Origin of the sequence: Pseudomonas sp. TMP9, from assembly GCF_037943105.1 — a bacterium.
Classification (GTDB): domain Bacteria; phylum Pseudomonadota; class Gammaproteobacteria; order Pseudomonadales; family Pseudomonadaceae; genus Aquipseudomonas.
This window is the reverse complement of record NZ_CP149803.1, coordinates 16,507-31,772: the sequence shown is the minus strand read 5'-3', so window position 1 is coordinate 31,772 and position 15,266 is coordinate 16,507. Positions and strand designations below refer to the sequence as shown.

The 15,266-nt window shown below is 60.2% G+C and carries 14 protein-coding genes; 7 read left to right on the top strand and 7 right to left on the bottom strand.

Annotated elements, in window-relative coordinates; genetic code table 11:
- Positions 1 to 4 precede the first annotated feature (4 nt).
- Together modB and modA are read right to left on the bottom strand one after the other, a co-directional pair.
- Positions 5 to 685, bottom strand: a complete 681-nt coding sequence (gene modB, locus WF513_RS00155) for a molybdate ABC transporter permease subunit (protein ID WP_339080724.1) — start codon at positions 683 to 685, stop codon at positions 5 to 7.
- A gap of 12 nt (positions 686 to 697) precedes the next feature.
- Entirely contained in the window at positions 698 to 1,456 is a 759-nt protein-coding gene (modA, locus tag WF513_RS00150) for a molybdate ABC transporter substrate-binding protein (protein ID WP_339080723.1), read from the bottom strand.
- A gap of 358 nt (positions 1,457 to 1,814) precedes the next feature.
- Between modA and WF513_RS00145 the strand changes: the two genes are divergently transcribed.
- The 3 genes from WF513_RS00145 (at position 1,815) to WF513_RS00135 (ending at position 6,165) form a co-directional block, all read left to right on the top strand.
- On the top strand, positions 1,815 to 2,135 hold the full coding sequence (locus WF513_RS00145) for a hypothetical protein (protein WP_339080722.1): 321 nt from the start codon (positions 1,815 to 1,817) through the stop codon (positions 2,133 to 2,135).
- Between the two features lie 184 nt (positions 2,136 to 2,319).
- Positions 2,320 to 4,560: an EAL domain-containing protein gene (locus WF513_RS00140; protein ID WP_339080721.1), complete on the top strand. Its 2,241-nt coding sequence runs from the start codon at positions 2,320 to 2,322 to the stop codon at positions 4,558 to 4,560.
- Between the two features lie 18 nt (positions 4,561 to 4,578).
- Positions 4,579 to 6,165, top strand: coding sequence for a PAS domain-containing methyl-accepting chemotaxis protein (locus WF513_RS00135; RefSeq protein ID WP_339080720.1), 1,587 nt, complete (start codon positions 4,579 to 4,581; stop codon positions 6,163 to 6,165).
- 37 nt (positions 6,166 to 6,202) lie between these two features.
- On the opposite strand, the gene WF513_RS00130 is transcribed toward WF513_RS00135, so the two are convergent.
- From WF513_RS00130 to hemF, 3 genes are all read right to left on the bottom strand, one after another.
- On the bottom strand, positions 6,203 to 6,829 hold the full coding sequence (locus WF513_RS00130; RefSeq protein ID WP_339080719.1) for a class I SAM-dependent methyltransferase: 627 nt from the start codon (positions 6,827 to 6,829) through the stop codon (positions 6,203 to 6,205).
- Positions 6,830 to 6,835: 6 nt separating this feature from the next.
- Positions 6,836 to 7,660: a shikimate dehydrogenase gene (gene aroE, locus WF513_RS00125; protein WP_339080718.1), complete on the bottom strand. Its 825-nt coding sequence runs from the start codon at positions 7,658 to 7,660 to the stop codon at positions 6,836 to 6,838.
- Positions 7,661 to 7,779: 119 nt separating this feature from the next.
- On the bottom strand, positions 7,780 to 8,697 hold the full coding sequence (gene hemF / locus WF513_RS00120; RefSeq protein WP_339083655.1) for an oxygen-dependent coproporphyrinogen oxidase: 918 nt from the start codon (positions 8,695 to 8,697) through the stop codon (positions 7,780 to 7,782).
- A 262-nt stretch (positions 8,698 to 8,959) separates the two neighbouring features.
- Between hemF and WF513_RS00115 the strand changes: the two genes are divergently transcribed.
- Positions 8,960 to 9,937: an NADPH:quinone reductase gene (locus tag WF513_RS00115; RefSeq protein WP_339080717.1), complete on the top strand. Its 978-nt coding sequence runs from the start codon at positions 8,960 to 8,962 to the stop codon at positions 9,935 to 9,937.
- Between the two features lie 82 nt (positions 9,938 to 10,019).
- Here the strand turns inward: WF513_RS00115 and dprA are convergent, their stop codons facing one another.
- On the bottom strand, positions 10,020 to 11,123 hold the full coding sequence (dprA, locus tag WF513_RS00110) for a DNA-processing protein DprA (RefSeq protein ID WP_339080716.1): 1,104 nt from the start codon (positions 11,121 to 11,123) through the stop codon (positions 10,020 to 10,022).
- A 143-nt stretch (positions 11,124 to 11,266) separates the two neighbouring features.
- A complete protein-coding gene (locus tag WF513_RS00105) occupies positions 11,267 to 12,292 on the bottom strand; it encodes a LysM peptidoglycan-binding domain-containing protein (RefSeq protein WP_339080715.1) in 1,026 nt (341 codons plus the stop codon).
- Between the two features lie 152 nt (positions 12,293 to 12,444).
- Between WF513_RS00105 and def the strand changes: the two genes are divergently transcribed.
- From def to rsmB, 3 genes are read left to right on the top strand one after another with little or no spacing between them, the layout of a single operon-like run.
- Complete coding sequence (gene def / locus WF513_RS00100) at positions 12,445 to 12,951, top strand: peptide deformylase (RefSeq protein WP_339080714.1); 507 nt, start codon at positions 12,445 to 12,447, stop codon at positions 12,949 to 12,951.
- A 59-nt stretch (positions 12,952 to 13,010) separates the two neighbouring features.
- The gene (gene fmt, locus WF513_RS00095) at positions 13,011 to 13,955 is read left to right on the top strand and encodes a methionyl-tRNA formyltransferase (protein ID WP_339080713.1); all 945 of its coding nucleotides are present in this window, start codon (positions 13,011 to 13,013) and stop codon (positions 13,953 to 13,955) included.
- Complete coding sequence (gene rsmB / locus WF513_RS00090; protein ID WP_339080712.1) at positions 13,952 to 15,265, top strand: 16S rRNA (cytosine(967)-C(5))-methyltransferase RsmB; 1,314 nt, start codon at positions 13,952 to 13,954, stop codon at positions 15,263 to 15,265. The genes fmt and rsmB overlap by 4 nt, the downstream gene beginning before the upstream one ends.
- Position 15,266: the final 1 nt, after the last annotated feature.

Below are 15,266 nucleotides of genomic sequence, written 5' to 3'. Positions count from 1 at the left end.
CAGATCATTGCCAGATCCGCTTATTACTGCGCCCGGAATACAGCGCCAGCAGCACGATAAACGAAAACAGCAACATGCCGCCCGCCAGCCAGTGTGCCTGGGCGTATTCCATGGTTTCTACATGGTTATAAATCTGTACGGAGGCCACTTGGGTTTTACCCGGGATATTGCCGCCAATCATCAACACCACCCCAAACTCGCCAACGGTATGGGCAAAACCCAGCACGGCGGCGGTGATAAAACCGGGCCGGGCCAGCGGCACGACCACCGTGAAAAAACTGTCCCAGGGCCCTGCGCGCAACGTCGCTGCCGCCTCCAACGGACCGCGACCGATGGCTTCAAAAGCGTTCTGCAGCGGTTGCACGACAAAGGGTAGGGAATAGAACACCGAGCCGATTACCAGGCCGGTGAAAGTAAACGTCAGGGTGCCGAGGCCGAGGCTCTGGGTCAGCTGACCAATAATACCATGCGGCCCCATGCTCACCAACAGGTAAAAGCCAATCACCGTTGGCGGCAGCACCAGTGGCAGGGCGACGATGGCGCCAATCGGCTGCTTCCACCGCGAGTTGGTGCGCGCCAGCCACCAGGCAATCGGTGTACCAATCAACAGCAGCACCACAGTGGTCAGCGAGGCCAACTCCAGCGTCAGCAGCACCGCGGCTAAATCAGCGTTGCTCAGGGGCATCGCACCCTCTCTTTAGCGTTGATAGCCATAGGCCTGGGCGATCGCCGTCGCTTTCGCACCTTTGAGGTACGTAACAAGCGCTGCGGCGGCGGGATTATGCTCGCCTTTCTTCAGCATCAACCCATCCTGCCTGATCGGTGTATGCAACTCAGCCGGCACCCGCCAGGCCGACCCACTGCTGAGCTGACCGTCTTTGAATACTTGCGACAGCGCGACAAAGCCCAACTCGGCATTGCCAGTGGCGACAAACTGATGGGCCTGGGTAATGCTCTGCCCCTCCACCAACTTATGTTGCACGGCCGCGCTCAAACCCAGCGCTGCCAGCACCTCGTTGGCAGCCAGCCCATAAGGCGCTGCCTTAGCGTTAGCCAGCGCTAAGCGCTTGAATTGATTGGCTTTAAGCACGGCATCCGTACCGTTGATATAACCCGCTGTAGCCGACCACAACACCAGACTGCCGATCGCATAGGTAAAACGCGAACCCTCGACACCCAGCCCTTCACTGTCGAGCTTGGCCGGGGTGCTGGCATCGGCACTGAGCAACACCTCGAACGGCGCACCGTGATGAATCTGCGCATACAACTGCCCGGTGGCCCCGAAAGACGCGAGCACCGTATGCCCCGTGTCCTGCTCAAACTCGGCCACAATCTCTTGAAACGGCGCGGTGAAATTAGCCGCCACCGCGACCTGAACCTGATCAGCCAAGACGCTGCCGCTAAACGCTATGCCAACCAATAGCCGGAGCAGTATTCGGGAAATACGGCAATCCATGTGATGACTCCTAGGAGCAGGTGGGGCATTTAGCCCTTACGGCGAAAGGGTTGAACGGCACCTGAGGTTTACCCGCACGCCTCGGTATTGGCGCGGCAATACAACTACGCCGCCAATGGTAGCGTTTTGCGCCGCCAGATAGATCTCGAAGAGGTTGATTGAGGCTGGCAAACAATTTTTTATTAGCTGATTCGTATTCAGTAAGGGGTGAAATTTTAATAAGGGATCTGAACAACCCGACGTTATTTTGCGCGCGAGATCAATAGCAACAGCGGACCAATAAGACCGCTGTATTGTTTCTGATAAGCGACAAAACGTTACAAGCATTCGGCAAGAGGAGCTAATAGACTTACAAATAATGTGCCTTAATCCTTTGCTGAAGAACACCATGCTCGATAACCATCCCTGCGTGCAGCTTATCAGCAGTGACCCGCAAACCGCTGACACTGCCCGTGATGCTCTGTGTCATGCGGGGATCAGTTGCCAGCTGGTGCATTCGCCGCGAGATTGTCAGCACGCGCCGGCTTGCCGCTGGCTGCAACCACTGCCCCACGAACTGCAGATGCGCCTGACCCTAGACGATGCCATCAACACCCTGGAAAAAACCCGTCACGCCTTTAAATCCCGTGATCTCGCCGATTTGCGCCGACGTCTGCAAGCGCTTATGGAGACGTTGTAGAACAAACTGATTTGAGGTAGAAAAGCATCACGGTTTCGCCCCTGTCTATTAATTGGGCGAGAACCGGCTATGCCGGGCAGGACGAATGGGCCTGCAAGACAAAGCGTTAATCACCTCCTCGCGGGTATTCAGCGAGCAGGTGATTAACGCTTTTTTATTGCCTGTAGAAAACCAGAGGCACGCAATGGATATGCATCACGAGTTGCACGCACTGCTGCGTAACAGCGGCCTGGATCAAGACGAAATCACCACCCGTCTGGACTTCCTCGACTGGCGCCCGGCGGATGATGCCCGCCTGCAGGCAGCGCGCGTCGATTTCAATGACATGCATCGCGATTTTGTCGAGCACCTCTACCAACACCTCGGCCATTTCAACGCGCCATCGGCGTTGCTGCAAGACACCACAGTGACCACGCGGCTTAAGCACAGTCAGCTCAGTTATTACCAACGTCTGTGGCAGGGCCCGCGCGACCACGACTATGTGTGTGAACGCCTGCGCATCGGCTTGGTGCATGACCGGGTCGGCCTTGAGTTGAAGTGGTACTTGGGTGGTTATCGCCTGTACCTCGACAGCCTGCTGCAGAAGCTGTTTGGTGATCACGCGGCCAGTGCGCTCTATGCCAGCGTGCTAAAAGCGGTGTTCTTTGACATGACGCTGACCATTGATGCCTACAGCAGCGCGCAACGTCGCGCGCTGGAAAGCAGTGACGCGCGCTACGCCCGCGTCACGCGCGGCGCCAATGATGGCCTCTGGGACTGGCATGTCGAGCGCGACCATCTGTACCTCTCGGAGCGCTGGGCGAGCATGCTTGGCCTCAACCGCGATCAGCTCGGCGATGGCAAGGCCGGTTGGTTCGCCCGCGTGCATCCGGAAGACTTGCCGGGGCTGCGTCAGGCTATCCAGCACCACCTGAGCGGGCAGAGTGAATCCCTGCATCAGCAATACCGTATTCGTCACCGCCAAGGGCATTACCTGTGGGTGTTGGTGCGCGGCGTCGTCAGCCTTGATGAGCGCGGCGAGCAGCGTTTGGCCGGTTCACAAAGCGATATCAGCGGCCAGAAAAACACTGAACAACACTTACAGCACAGTGCCCGCCATGACCTTCTTACAGGCTTGGGGAATCGGCTGCGCTTGCAGGAGTTGCTCGACCAAGCCCAGCAACGGCAAAAGCGCCCCGGCGCACGTGACGCTGCCTTGCTATTTATCGACCTCGACCGCTTCAAGGTGATCAACGACAGCCTCGGCCATACCGTTGGCGATCAGGTGCTGGTTGAAGTGGCCAGGCGGTTGGCGAAATGCCTGCGCCCCGGCGATCACCTGTTGCGCTTTGGCGGTGACGAATTCGTCGCCCTGCTTGATGACCTGGCTTGTTTAGATGACGCCGAGCACGTTGCCCAGCGCATGCTTGATGAGTTGCTGCAACCGATAGGGCTGGCCGAACGGCAGCTGTCGGTGAGTGCCAGTATTGGCATCGTTGACCTGACCGAAGCCAACATCGATGGCGACGTGCTACGCGCCGCCGACCTCGCCATGTACCGCGCTAAAGAGGCCGGCAAAGCCCGGTTCGCCCGTTACAGCGCGGAACTGCAGGTGCGCGCCGAGCAATCTTTGCAACTGGAAAGTGCCTTGGCGCTGGCCCTGACCCGCGACGAATTCGAGCTCTACTACCAACCGGTGTGCTGCCTGGACGATGGCCAAGCGCGGGTGACGGGGGTCGAGGCCCTGCTGCGCTGGCGCCATAACGGCCGTTTGATCGCGCCACAGGAGTTTATTCCGGTCCTGGAAGAGTCCCGACAAATCGTCGCAGTCGGTGACTGGGTACTGCTCCAGGCTTGCCTGCAGAGCAAGCGTTGGCAGGCAGTTCAGCCGGGTATGAGCTGCGCCGTCAACCTCTCCAGCCGGCAGCTGTGCGAAGCCCAATTTGCCCAGCGCGTCACCCAGATACTGGCGCTTACTGGCCTGCCGGCAAGCAACCTGATTCTGGAAATCACCGAAAGCCAACTGATGGAAGACAGCGCCCAGACCCTAGCTTGCTTGCGCGAGCTGGCCAGCCTCGGTGTGCGCTTGGCCTTGGATGACTTTGGCACCGGTTACTCGTCGTTAGGCTACCTGACGCGCTTCCCGCTGCACATTCTCAAGGTCGATAAGAGCTTCATCACCGGGGTCGAGGACGGTGGCGAGCTGGCCACCATCAGCCGCGCCATCATCAAACTGGGCCAGGGCCTCAACCTTGAAGTGATTGCCGAAGGCGTGGAGCAACCCAGCCATCTGGCGTTTCTCCGTGAGCAGGGCTGTCGCTATGCCCAAGGCTATTTGCTCAGCCGCCCACAACCGGTGGAGGTGCTTGATCAGCTGTTCCAGCAACACCCCATCTGCCTGCACAACACGTCTGCTTTACCCGCACACAACTACTGCCCTCAATAAAAACCCGCGGAGTCACCGATGAAACTCAACCTTCCCGTCAGTGGGCGCGCCGTCAACGTCAGCCGCGCCGCCAACATCCTCAGCACCACCGACCTGAAAGGTGCGGTTAGCTACGTCAACCCGGACTTCATCGATATCAGTGGCTTCACCTCTGCCGAGCTATTGGGTAAAAACCACAACATCGTGCGCCACCCGGACATGCCGCCCGCCGCTTTCGGCCACATGTGGCAAACCCTTAAAGCCGGTAAAAACTGGATGGGGCTGATAAAAAACCGCTGCAAAAACGGTGACCATTATTGGGTCAGCGCTTATGTCATCCCGGTAAAGCGCGATGGCCACGTGGTGGAGTATCAATCCGTGCGCACCCAAGCCAGCACCGAGCAGATTGCCGACGCCGAGCGTCTGTATGCCAGCCTTAAAGCCGGGCGTGAGCAACAGACGTTGCGCCCGCCGCGCCTAAGCGTGCAGCTGAAACTGCTGCTGGGCCTCAACCTCAGCTGGTTTACCGCCCTCGGCCTGGCCGCTGCAACCCTGGGGTTACCGGCAAGCGCCGGGCTTTTAGTGGCGCTGCTCGGCGGCGGCGTTGGCAGCGCGCTGCTGAGCTGGCAACTGGCGCCCTTGCAGCGTTTGGCCGCTCGGGCTCGGCAGATTGGCGACAACCCCTTAAGCCAGACGCTGTACTGCGGCCGGCGTGATGAGTTCGGCCAAATCGAACTGGCCCTGCGCATGCTCGAAGCCGATGCCGGCGCCGTGGTTGGACGCATCAGCGATGCCGCGCAACAACTTGGCCGCCACACCGCCGAACTGGCCGAGCAACTGCAAAGCAGCCAGCGCACCAATCAGCAACAGCAGAGCGAAACCGAACAGGTGGCCACTGCCGTCAACCAAATGGCCGCCAGCGTTCAAGAGGTCGCGAGCAATGCCCAGAACAGCGCCACAGCAGCTAACCGTGCGGATACAGAAACCTGCCAGGGCCAACAACTGGTCAGCCAGACCAGCAACACCATCAGCCAACTGGCCAGTGAAGTTGAACGAGCTTCAACCGTGATCCAACAGCTTGAGCAGCACAGCAACGATATTTCCGGGGTGCTGGAGGTGATTCGTGGGATCGCTGAGCAGACCAACCTGTTGGCCCTTAACGCGGCCATTGAAGCGGCCCGCGCCGGTGAACAGGGGCGTGGCTTTGCCGTGGTAGCGGACGAGGTGCGTGGCTTGGCCTCGCGTACCCAGCAGTCCACCAGCGAGATCCAGCGCATGATCGCCACCTTGCAAAATGGCGCCCGCGAAGCCGTGGCGGTGATGCAAAACAGCAGTGCCCAAGCGCGCCAGAGCGTGCTTCAGGCCAGTGAAGCGGCCCAAGCGCTACAAGGCATTGGCCAGCGGGTTAATGAAATCACCGATACATCTGTGCAGATCGCGGCCGCCGTTGAGCAACAAAGCGCCGTCAGCGAGGAGATCAACCGCAACCTCACACGTATCCGCGAGGCCTCGGAGTTGAACGTGGTGGCCGGCCTGCAAAGCCAAGCCGCCGCCAGCCAAGTGGCCGGGTTGAGTGCTGACCTAAGCCAGCTGGCCGAGCAATTCTGGGCCCGGCGCGCAAACTAAGGGGCATTAGCGGCTGAATGCTCGGGCTGATGAACCCTCAGCGCTTGCGCCACACACTGGCCAACCAAGGCTGCTGCTCGCGGGGCAGCCCGGGTGGGCGGTAGTAATGCTGCAGTTCGCTGAAGCCGGCGGCCGTGAGCAGAACGCGCCAGTGGGTCAGGTCGTAATAGGCGCCGTAGCGATCACCGTTCCAGCCTTCTTGATTGTCGCCACGAGGGTTGGAGCAAAACAGCACGCCGCCCGGCTTGAGGGTGGCATGCAACTGCGTCAACACCCGAGGCAGTTCCTGGCTGGGGATGTGGAACAACACAGCATTGGCGAACACGCCATCGAAGCGCTCAGGCGGCAAATCGAGGGCGAGAAAGTCTTGCTGCCAGGCTTCGCAACCGCTGTCGGCGCGGGCCATGTCGACAAAACGCTCGCAACCGTCTAGGCCGACTGCCACATGACCCAGCGCGGTAAAGGTACGCAGATCACGGCCTGGCCCGCAGCCAAAATCGAGAATCTGGTAGGGCGTAGTGGCTTGGATAGGCGCGAGCAGGGCGGCGATGTTTTGGCTGACATCATGGTCGCGGGTGCCGACACGGAAGTCTTCGGCGCAATCCTGATAATGACGCACGGTCAGCACGCTGATCTGCGCCAGTTCATCCGCACTCAAAGGCATCAGCGTTTACCCCTCGGCCAGCAGGCGACGCAATTCAGCCAGCACCGGTGCGCTGCTCGGCCGCACATTGCGCCACAAGGCAAACGCTTCGGCCGCTTGCTCAACCAACATGCCCAGGCCGTCGAGAGTGCGTGCCGCGCCATGCTCAGTGGCCCAACGGTTGAAGGCGGTCGGCTCCTTGCCGTACATCATGTCGTAGCAGAGGGTATGCCCTGGCTCGATCAGGCCCGGTGCAATTGGCGGCAACTCGCCGGCCAAGCTGGCCGAGGTGCCATTGATGATCAGGTCCACCGGCGCGTCGATCCAGTCATAACCGCTGGCGGCTACCGGGCCCAGATCGGCGAACTCTCGGGCCAACTGTTCGGCTTTTGCCACGGTGCGGTTGGCGATCACCAGCGCCGCCGGTTGCTCGGCCAAGAGCGGCTCCAATACCCCGCGCACCGCACCGCCGGCGCCCAGCAGAAGAATGCGTTGGCCTTTAAGGTTAACGCCGGCATTCACCGTCAGATCACGCACAAGACCAGCGCCGTCGGTGTTGTCCCCGAGCAGGCTGCCGTCGGCCAGCTTCTTCAGCGTGTTCACCGCACCGGCGCGGCGCGCGCGATCACTCAGGCTGTCGGCCAGAGCAACCGCTTGCTCCTTGAACGGCACGGTGACATTGGCACCCTGGCCGCCGGCGAAGAAATCACGGGCAAAACCGGGGAAATCCTCCAGCGGCGCGAGCAGCGCTTCATAGCTCAGTTGCTCGCCAGTCTGCTCGGCAAAAAGGCGATGGATCAGCGGCGACTTGCTGTGGCCGATGGGGTTACCGAATACACCGTAGCGGTCCATAAAAATCCTTTCTAATTACAGGGTCACTGCCTAAGCCGAGCGTCCAAAGCCGATGTAGCCCGGATGAAATCCGGGAGCGGTCGCTGGAACTCACCCCGGATTTCATCCGGGCTACGCCATTACGCCTTGGCCGGTAGCCAGTCACGATCGGTCAGGAAATACTCCGTCAGCCGCGCTTCTTCGCTGCCCGGCTCGGGCTTCCAGTCGTAGCCCCAGCGTACGTGCGGCGGCAACGACATGAGGATCGACTCGGTGCGCCCACCCGATTGCAGGCCAAACAGCGTGCCACGGTCGAACACCAAGTTGAATTCAACATAGCGGCCACGGCGGAAGGCTTGGAACTCGCGCTCACGCTCGCCATAAGGGGTCAGCTTGCGGCGCTGTACGATGGGCAGGTAGGCGGCCAAATAGGCATCACCGATGGCGCGCATAAAGGCAAAGCTGGTGTCGAAGTCCCACTGGTTAATGTCATCGAAAAACAGTCCGCCAATACCCCGTGGCTCGTCGCGGTGCTTGAGGTAAAAGTAGCGATCACACCAGGCTTTGAACTTCGGATAGACCTCGGCTCCGAACGGCGCACAGGCCTCGAAGGCAACGTGGTGCCAATGCACGCAGTCTTGTTCATTGGCATAGTAAGGGGTCAGGTCGAAGCCGCCGCCGAACCACCACACCGGCTCTTCACCGGCTTTTTCAGCGCTGAAGAAGCGTACGTTGGCGTGGGAGGTCGGTACGTAGGGGTTTTCCGGATGCATCACCAGCGACACGCCGAGGGCTTCAAAGCCACGACCAGCCAATTCGGGCCGGTGGGCGCTGGCCGAAGGCGGCAGGCTGTCGCCAAATACATGGGAGAAGTTCACCCCGCCCTTTTCGATCAGTGCACCGTTTTCCATCACCCGTGTGCGACCACCGCCACCACCCGGACGCTGCCAGGCGTCTTCAAAAAACTCAGCGCCGCCGTCTTCGGCTTGCAGGGCAGTACAGATACGGTCTTGCAGGTCCAGCAGATAGGCTTTTACGGCCTCAGTACGGTCACTCACGGCGGCACCTTGAAAGCAGGTAAGGCTGCCCAGCAGTAAAGGCTGCTGAACGGCGAAATCGGCGGCAAGCATAACATTTATGGCCTGCCATCCATGGCGGCCACCCTTCGGGTCGTCGCGACGTGACGCTAAAAATGGCTCCCGGCCATTTTTAGCCACTGCGCTGCCGCCGTTGACGGCGGTCAATGGAGACGATTGGATAGCGGCACTCTTGCGCTTCTGCATGCATGATCCAGCCATTCAATCGTTGAGGAGTCCGACAATGCCCATGCGTATTCAATTTAGCCGCCACGGTGGCCCCGAAGTACTCGACTACCTCGACTATCAGCCCGCGTTGCCCGGCCCTAATGAGGTACGGGTGCACAATCAGGCCATCGGCCTGAATTTCATCGACACCTATTTTCGCAGTGGCCTGTATGCACCGCCAAGCCTGCCCTCCGGGCTCGGTACTGAGGCCGCTGGGATAGTCGAGGCCGTGGGCTCAGCCGTTAGCGGTTTCCGAGTGGGCGACCGCGTCGCCTATGCCACCGGCCCTTTAGGTGCATACAGCGAGCTACATGTAGTGCCCGCCGAAAAGCTGGTCAAACTGCCGGATACGATCAGCTTCGAGCAGGCTGCAGCTGTCATGCTCAAGGGCCTCACGGTGCAGTATCTGCTGCGCCAAACCTTTGCCCTGCAGGGCGGCGAAACCATTCTGTTTCATGCAGCTGCCGGTGGTGTCGGCTCGCTGGCCTGCCAGTGGGCTAAAGCACTCGGGGTCAAGCTGATTGGCACCGTGAGCTCGGCCGCTAAAGCCGCACGGGCGATGGAGCATGGCGCGTGGGCAACCATCGACTACAGCCGTGAAAACGTCGCCCAGCGCGTGCTGGAGCTGACTGGCGGCAAGAAGTGCCCGGTGGTGTATGACGGCGTGGGCAAGGATACTTGGGAAACCTCACTGGACTGCGTAGCACCGCGCGGCTTGCTGGTCAGCTTCGGCAATGCTTCCGGCGCGGTCAGCGGGGTCAACCTGGGCATCTTGGCGCAGAAGGGTTCGCTGTTCGTCACCCGCCCAACGCTGGCGGGCTACGCCGATACGCCTACTCGGCTGCAAAGCATGGCCGATGAGCTGTTTACCATGCTCGAGAGCGGCAAACTGCAGGTGGAGATCAGCAACCGCTATGCGCTCAAGGACGCCGCACTGGCGCAAACCGCATTGAGTGCGCGACAGACCACAGGCTCGACCATTCTGTTGCCGTAAAACCATAGCGTGCCAGGCCACTCAGCCTGCATTACACACCTTGCAGGCTGAGTGGTTGGGAGTGCATCTAAACCAGCGCCTTTTAAGGCGCGCGGCCCACCCAGTGGCCACCTTCACAGACCACCAAGCCCTCTAGCTCAAGCTCGGTGAGCGCCGCCAAAACCTCGGCCAGCGGTTTACCGCTGGCGATCACCAGCGCTTCACTGCTGTGTGGCGCAGCGTGCAGTAAGGCCAGTAAGGGATGGACAGCCGCTGCAGCAGCTTGCTTTGTATCAATGGGCGGCTGCGCTTGCCAACCGCGTAAGGCTTGCAGAATATCCTCGATACTTTCCACCAGCGTTGCGCCTTCGCGGATCAGCTGATGACAACCGCGTGCGCCCGGGTGATGGATGGAGCCGGGAATCGCATACACCTCGCGGCCTTGTTCGGCGGCCAGTCGTGCAGTGATCAACGAGCCACTGGACGGGCTGGCTTCCACCACCAGTACGCCCACAGAAAGGCCGCTAATGATGCGGTTGCGCCGCGGGAAGTTACTCGCATGCGGCGGAGAATCCAGCGGTAACTCAGAAACCAGCGCACCGCCTTGGGCCACAATGGCTGCCGCTAAGGCTTTATGCCGGGCTGGATACACGCATTGCAACCCCGTCCCGAGTACCGCGATCGTTTTACCCTTGGCGTCCAATGCACCCTGATGAGCCGCACCGTCAATGCCTAAAGCCAAACCGCTGGTGATCACAAAGCCGCCGCCGGCCAAGCTGCGCGCAAAACTCTGCGCAGTGTCCAGCCCCGGCCTTGAGGCGCGCCGGCTGCCAACCATGGCCAGTTGCGGCAATTCCAGCAAGGTCGGATCACCGTCAACAAACAGCAGCGGCGGAGCATCGTTCAATTCGGCCAGTAAGCCCGGATAAATCGCGTCATCCCACATCAGCAGGTGATGCGTATCGCCCTCCAACCAAGCCAGGCTTTGTGCCGCCTGCTCACGCACTTCGGCGCTGCGCCGCGCATCACTGCAAGCAAGCGGCAAACCCAGAGCACGCCAAGCGCTGGCGGGTGCGCTGAGTGCTGCTGAAGCACTGCCAAAGGCACTGAGCAATTTACTAAAACGTCGAGGGCCAAGCTCAGGTAAGGAGTGCAAGCGCAGGCGCGCTTCAAGCTCGGAGGGGGAAATAGTGTGGAGGAGCGACATACGGATCATCCTTGATCAGTCGCGCCGCGTGGGCGGCAGGTAGGTCAGGCAGCACGTGTTAACGCCGCCGTGCGGCAGTGCCCCAAGGTGGCGGCCAGAAATGGCACGCCATAAAAAGCCCTGCAATCGCAGGGCTCTCGGGGTTACGGGTTACGCACTTTATCCATCAGCTCAAGCGAACGTGATGCACCCAGCACCAGGCCATAACTGAGCTTGTCGTAGGCGCGGAACACCATCAGCAAACCTGAACGCTCGTCCGGGATTTTCACCGATTCACCGGTTACGCGGTCGCGCACGGTTTCGCCGGTTTTGTAGATCGCCAGTACGTTGCCTTCACGCAGGCCATCGCGCACACCTCTGTTAATGGTGACCACATCGAACTGGCCAATCTGGGTCACGCCACGCGGCACATCAAGGATCACGCCATTGATCTCGCCAGTCGGCTCACTCGGCATAAAGGACGAGTTGATCGCGCGCTCTTCAGTGGCGAACAGGCGGTCGCCGAGGCGCACTTCCTGAGTGGAGCGCGTCAATACCAAGGTGCCGACATCGCCTTCCTCGGCAACAATTTGCCCCGAGCCGATATCATCCGCGTTGATCCCAAGGAATTCCTTGGTTTCAGGGTCGGTGTAGGTTTTACCCTGACGGAAAATGCCATACGCCGGCGCCGCCTCATCAAACACACCGCGTGCATACACGCGATCGCCCGCGCCACTGACTACGCGCTCAGCATCGCCGGCAACAACATACGGCGCGCCCTGAAACTGCTCGGGCGTGTCAACGATACGGTTGCTCAACAGGAAGCTGTTGATGGCATCCAGTGGAATCGCCGGGATGGCCTCGGCCATAGGCGTACTGCGCACCTGCGGTGACAACTTGATGGTGCCGCGCGACTCGCCACGGTTGAGCATCAGGCGTGGCTGACCGTCGATATACACCAGGCTGAGTTGGTCGCCCGGGTAGATCAGGTGGGGGTTTTCCACCTGTGGGTTGGCGTGCCAGATTTCTGGCCACTTCCACGGTTGGCTAAGAAATTTGCCAGAGATATCCCAGAGGGTATCGCCCTTGGCCACGGTATAACGGTCTGGGTGACCGTCCTTGAGTTGCACGTCGGCCTGGGCCAAGCCACTTGCCGCAAGCAGCAGCAGGGCGAGTAGTGATTTCCTCATGCGGTGAATCCCTTTATTATGTACCTTCACGTGGAGCGCCCTAGCGCCGCGACAAAACCCAGTCGTGCTGCGGCGTGAAGCCGTTTTTCAATGCTGCTCATCATCTTAGCAGCGGATTTTGACTTTATTCCACAAGTGCATCACAAACGCATATGGCGATTTTAAATATCCTCGAGTTTCCCGATCCGCGCCTGCGCACCATCGCCAAGCCGGTGGACGTCGTCGACGACGCCTTGCGTCAGCTGATTGATGACATGTTTGAAACCATGTATGACGCACCCGGAATCGGCCTAGCGGCCAGCCAGGTCAACGTGCATAAGCGTTTGGTGGTCATGGATCTGTCCGAAGACAGGTCCGAGCCTCGGGTGTTTATTAACCCTGAGTTTGAGCCGCTGACCGAAGAAACGGATCAATACCAAGAAGGTTGCTTGTCGGTACCGGGCTTCTACGAAAACGTCGACCGCCCGCAAAAGGTCAAGATCAAGGCGCTGGACCGCAATGGCCAGCCTTACGAACTGATCGCCGAAGGCCTGTTGGCAGTTTGCATCCAACACGAATGTGACCACCTCAACGGCAAGCTGTTTGTCGATTACCTGTCTAATCTCAAACGCGACCGCATCAAGAAGAAGCTGGAAAAGCAACATCGCCAGCAGGCTTGAACCGCTCCGTTACAAAGGCTTGCTGCGGCAAGCCTTTTTCTTTTAAGCAGTGAGAACCCATGTCTGAGTCTTTGCGTATTGTCTTTGCCGGCACCCCGGAATTTGCCGCCGAACACCTCAAGGCGCTATTGAACAGCACTCATCAAATCGTCGCGGTGTACAGCCAGCCGGATCGCCCTGCTGGGCGCGGGCAAAAACTCACGCCCAGCCCGGTCAAGCAACTCGCGTTGCAACATGCCATCCCCGTATTTCAGCCGCAGACCCTGCGCGACCCAGCGGCGCAAGCTGAACTGGCCGCACTCAAACCTGACCTAATGGTGGTAGTGGCCTACGGGCTGATCTTGCCGCAAGTAGTGCTGGATACCCCGCGTTTGGGTTGCATCAACAGCCATGCCTCGTTGCTGCCGCGCTGGCGTGGTGCTGCGCCGATTCAGCGCGCGGTGCAGGCGGGTGATGTTGAGTCCGGAGTTACCGTGATGCAGATGGAAGCGGGGCTGGATACCGGGCCGATGCTGCTCAAGGTCAGCACAGCGATCAGTGCGCAAGACAGCGGCGGCAGCTTGCATGACCGCTTGGCTGCACTCGGCCCAGCGGCAGTGATTGAGGCAATTAGCCGTCTTGCCGCTGGCGCACTACAAGGTGAAGTGCAGGACGACAGCCTCGCCACCTACGCCCATAAGCTGAATAAGGATGAGGCGCGTATCGACTGGAGCCGCCCGGCCGTCGAGCTGGAGCGCCTAGTTCGCGCGTTTCATCCCTGGCCGATCTGCCACAGCACGCTAAATGGCGAAGCCCTCAAAGTTCACGCCGCTGAACTGGGCGAGGGCAGTGGCGCGGCGGGGGTGATTCTCAGCACCGATAAAACCGGCCTGACTGTGGCTTGTGGTGAAGGCGCACTGCGCTTGACCCGTCTGCAACTGCCCGGCGGCAAGGCACTTAATTTCAGTGATTTATACAACAGCCGCCGCGAGCAATTTGCCGCCGGCGTGGTGCTCGGCCAATGAACCCGCGTCTCGCTGCCGCCCGCGCGCTGGCCGTGGTGCTGAATGGTAAAGCCTCACTGGGCAGCAGCCTGCCACCCTTGCTGGATAAAGTTGAACTGCGCGACCGTGGTTTGACCCAGGATTTGGCCTTTGGCACCGCGCGCTGGCAGCCGCGCCTAGCGCTGATCGCCGATACGCTGCTGCAAAAGCCCTTTAAGGCTGTGGACCGGGACGTCGAGGCGCTGTTGCTGATCGGCCTGTATCAGCTTTTCTACACGCGCATTCCGGCGCATGCGGCCATCGGCGAAACCGTGGCCTGTATCGACAAGCTGAAGAAGCCTTCGCTTAAAGGCCTGCTGAATGCCGTGCTGCGCAATGCTCAGCGCGACAGCGACAGCATTATCGCCAGCTTAGACCGCGACCCGGTGCTGCACACGGCTCATCCACGCTGGTTGCAAAAAGCCCTGAAAGCTCAGTGGCCAGAACAATGGGAGGCCATCTGTGCGGCCAACAACGCCCACCCGCCGCTGATTTTGCGGGTCAATCGCCGTCTGGGTAGCCGTGATGACTACTTGGCCGAACTGCGCCGCGTTGGTTTCGAAGCTGAGCCTTGCAGGTTCAGCCGCGATGGCATCCGTTTGCTTCAGGCCTGTGATGTCACCACTCTGCCGGGCTTTACCGAAGGCCGCGTCAGCGTGCAGGACGAGGCGGCGCAGCTAGCGGCCCAGCTGCTTGATCTGGCACCTGGCCAACGGGTGCTGGACGCGTGCGCGGCACCCGGTGGCAAAACCTGCCACCTGCTCGAAGCTGAACCGGCGCTGGCGAGCGTGATCGCTGTGGATTTAGAAGAAAAGCGCCTGGTGCGGGTCCGCGAAAACCTCACGCGCTTGGGCCTGCACGCTGAGCTGATCGCCGCCGATGGCCGTGATCTGGCGGCCTGGTGGGACGGCAAACCGTTCCAGCGCATCCTGCTCGACGCACCCTGCTCAGCCACGGGCGTGATCCGCCGCCACCCGGATATCAAACTGACTCGCCAACCTGAAGACATCCCCGCACTGGCGCAGCTGCAAAGTGAACTGCTGGATGCGTTGTGGCAAACCTTGGCGGTCGGCGGCATTCTGCTGTACGCCACCTGCTCGGTGATGCCGGCAGAAAACAGCGAGAACATTGCGGCATTTTTGGCGCGTACGCCCGGTGCTCGCGAGCTGGATATTGCCGGTGAGTTCGGTCATAAGACCGCCCATGGTCGCCAGCTATTCCCACAGGTAGACGGCCACGACGGCTTTTACTATGCCAAGCTGATGAAAATCGCTGCCGCACCACGCGGCTGAG

Bases quoted from the DNA above. Each gene is read 5' to 3' on its own strand.
- WF513_RS00145 (WP_339080722.1), top strand. From the start codon at position 1,815: ATGTGCCTTAATCCTTTGCTGAAGAACACCATGCTCGATAACCATCCC.
- WF513_RS00115 (WP_339080717.1), top strand. From the start codon at position 8,960: ATGCCCATGCGTATTCAATTTAGCCGCCACGGTGGCCCCGAAGTACTC.
- dprA (WP_339080716.1), bottom strand. From the start codon at position 11,123: ATGTCGCTCCTCCACACTATTTCCCCCTCCGAGCTTGAAGCGCGCCTG.
- aroE (WP_339080718.1), bottom strand. From the start codon at position 7,660: ATGGACCGCTACGGTGTATTCGGTAACCCCATCGGCCACAGCAAGTCG.
- modA (WP_339080723.1), bottom strand. From the start codon at position 1,456: ATGGATTGCCGTATTTCCCGAATACTGCTCCGGCTATTGGTTGGCATA.
- WF513_RS00135 (WP_339080720.1), top strand. From the start codon at position 4,579: ATGAAACTCAACCTTCCCGTCAGTGGGCGCGCCGTCAACGTCAGCCGC.
- WF513_RS00140 (WP_339080721.1), top strand. From the start codon at position 2,320: ATGGATATGCATCACGAGTTGCACGCACTGCTGCGTAACAGCGGCCTG.
- modB (WP_339080724.1), bottom strand. From the start codon at position 685: ATGCCCCTGAGCAACGCTGATTTAGCCGCGGTGCTGCTGACGCTGGAG.
- rsmB (WP_339080712.1), top strand. From the start codon at position 13,952: ATGAACCCGCGTCTCGCTGCCGCCCGCGCGCTGGCCGTGGTGCTGAAT.
- def (WP_339080714.1), top strand. From the start codon at position 12,445: ATGGCGATTTTAAATATCCTCGAGTTTCCCGATCCGCGCCTGCGCACC.
- WF513_RS00105 (WP_339080715.1), bottom strand. From the start codon at position 12,292: ATGAGGAAATCACTACTCGCCCTGCTGCTGCTTGCGGCAAGTGGCTTG.
- fmt (WP_339080713.1), top strand. From the start codon at position 13,011: ATGTCTGAGTCTTTGCGTATTGTCTTTGCCGGCACCCCGGAATTTGCC.
- WF513_RS00130 (WP_339080719.1), bottom strand. From the start codon at position 6,829: ATGCCTTTGAGTGCGGATGAACTGGCGCAGATCAGCGTGCTGACCGTG.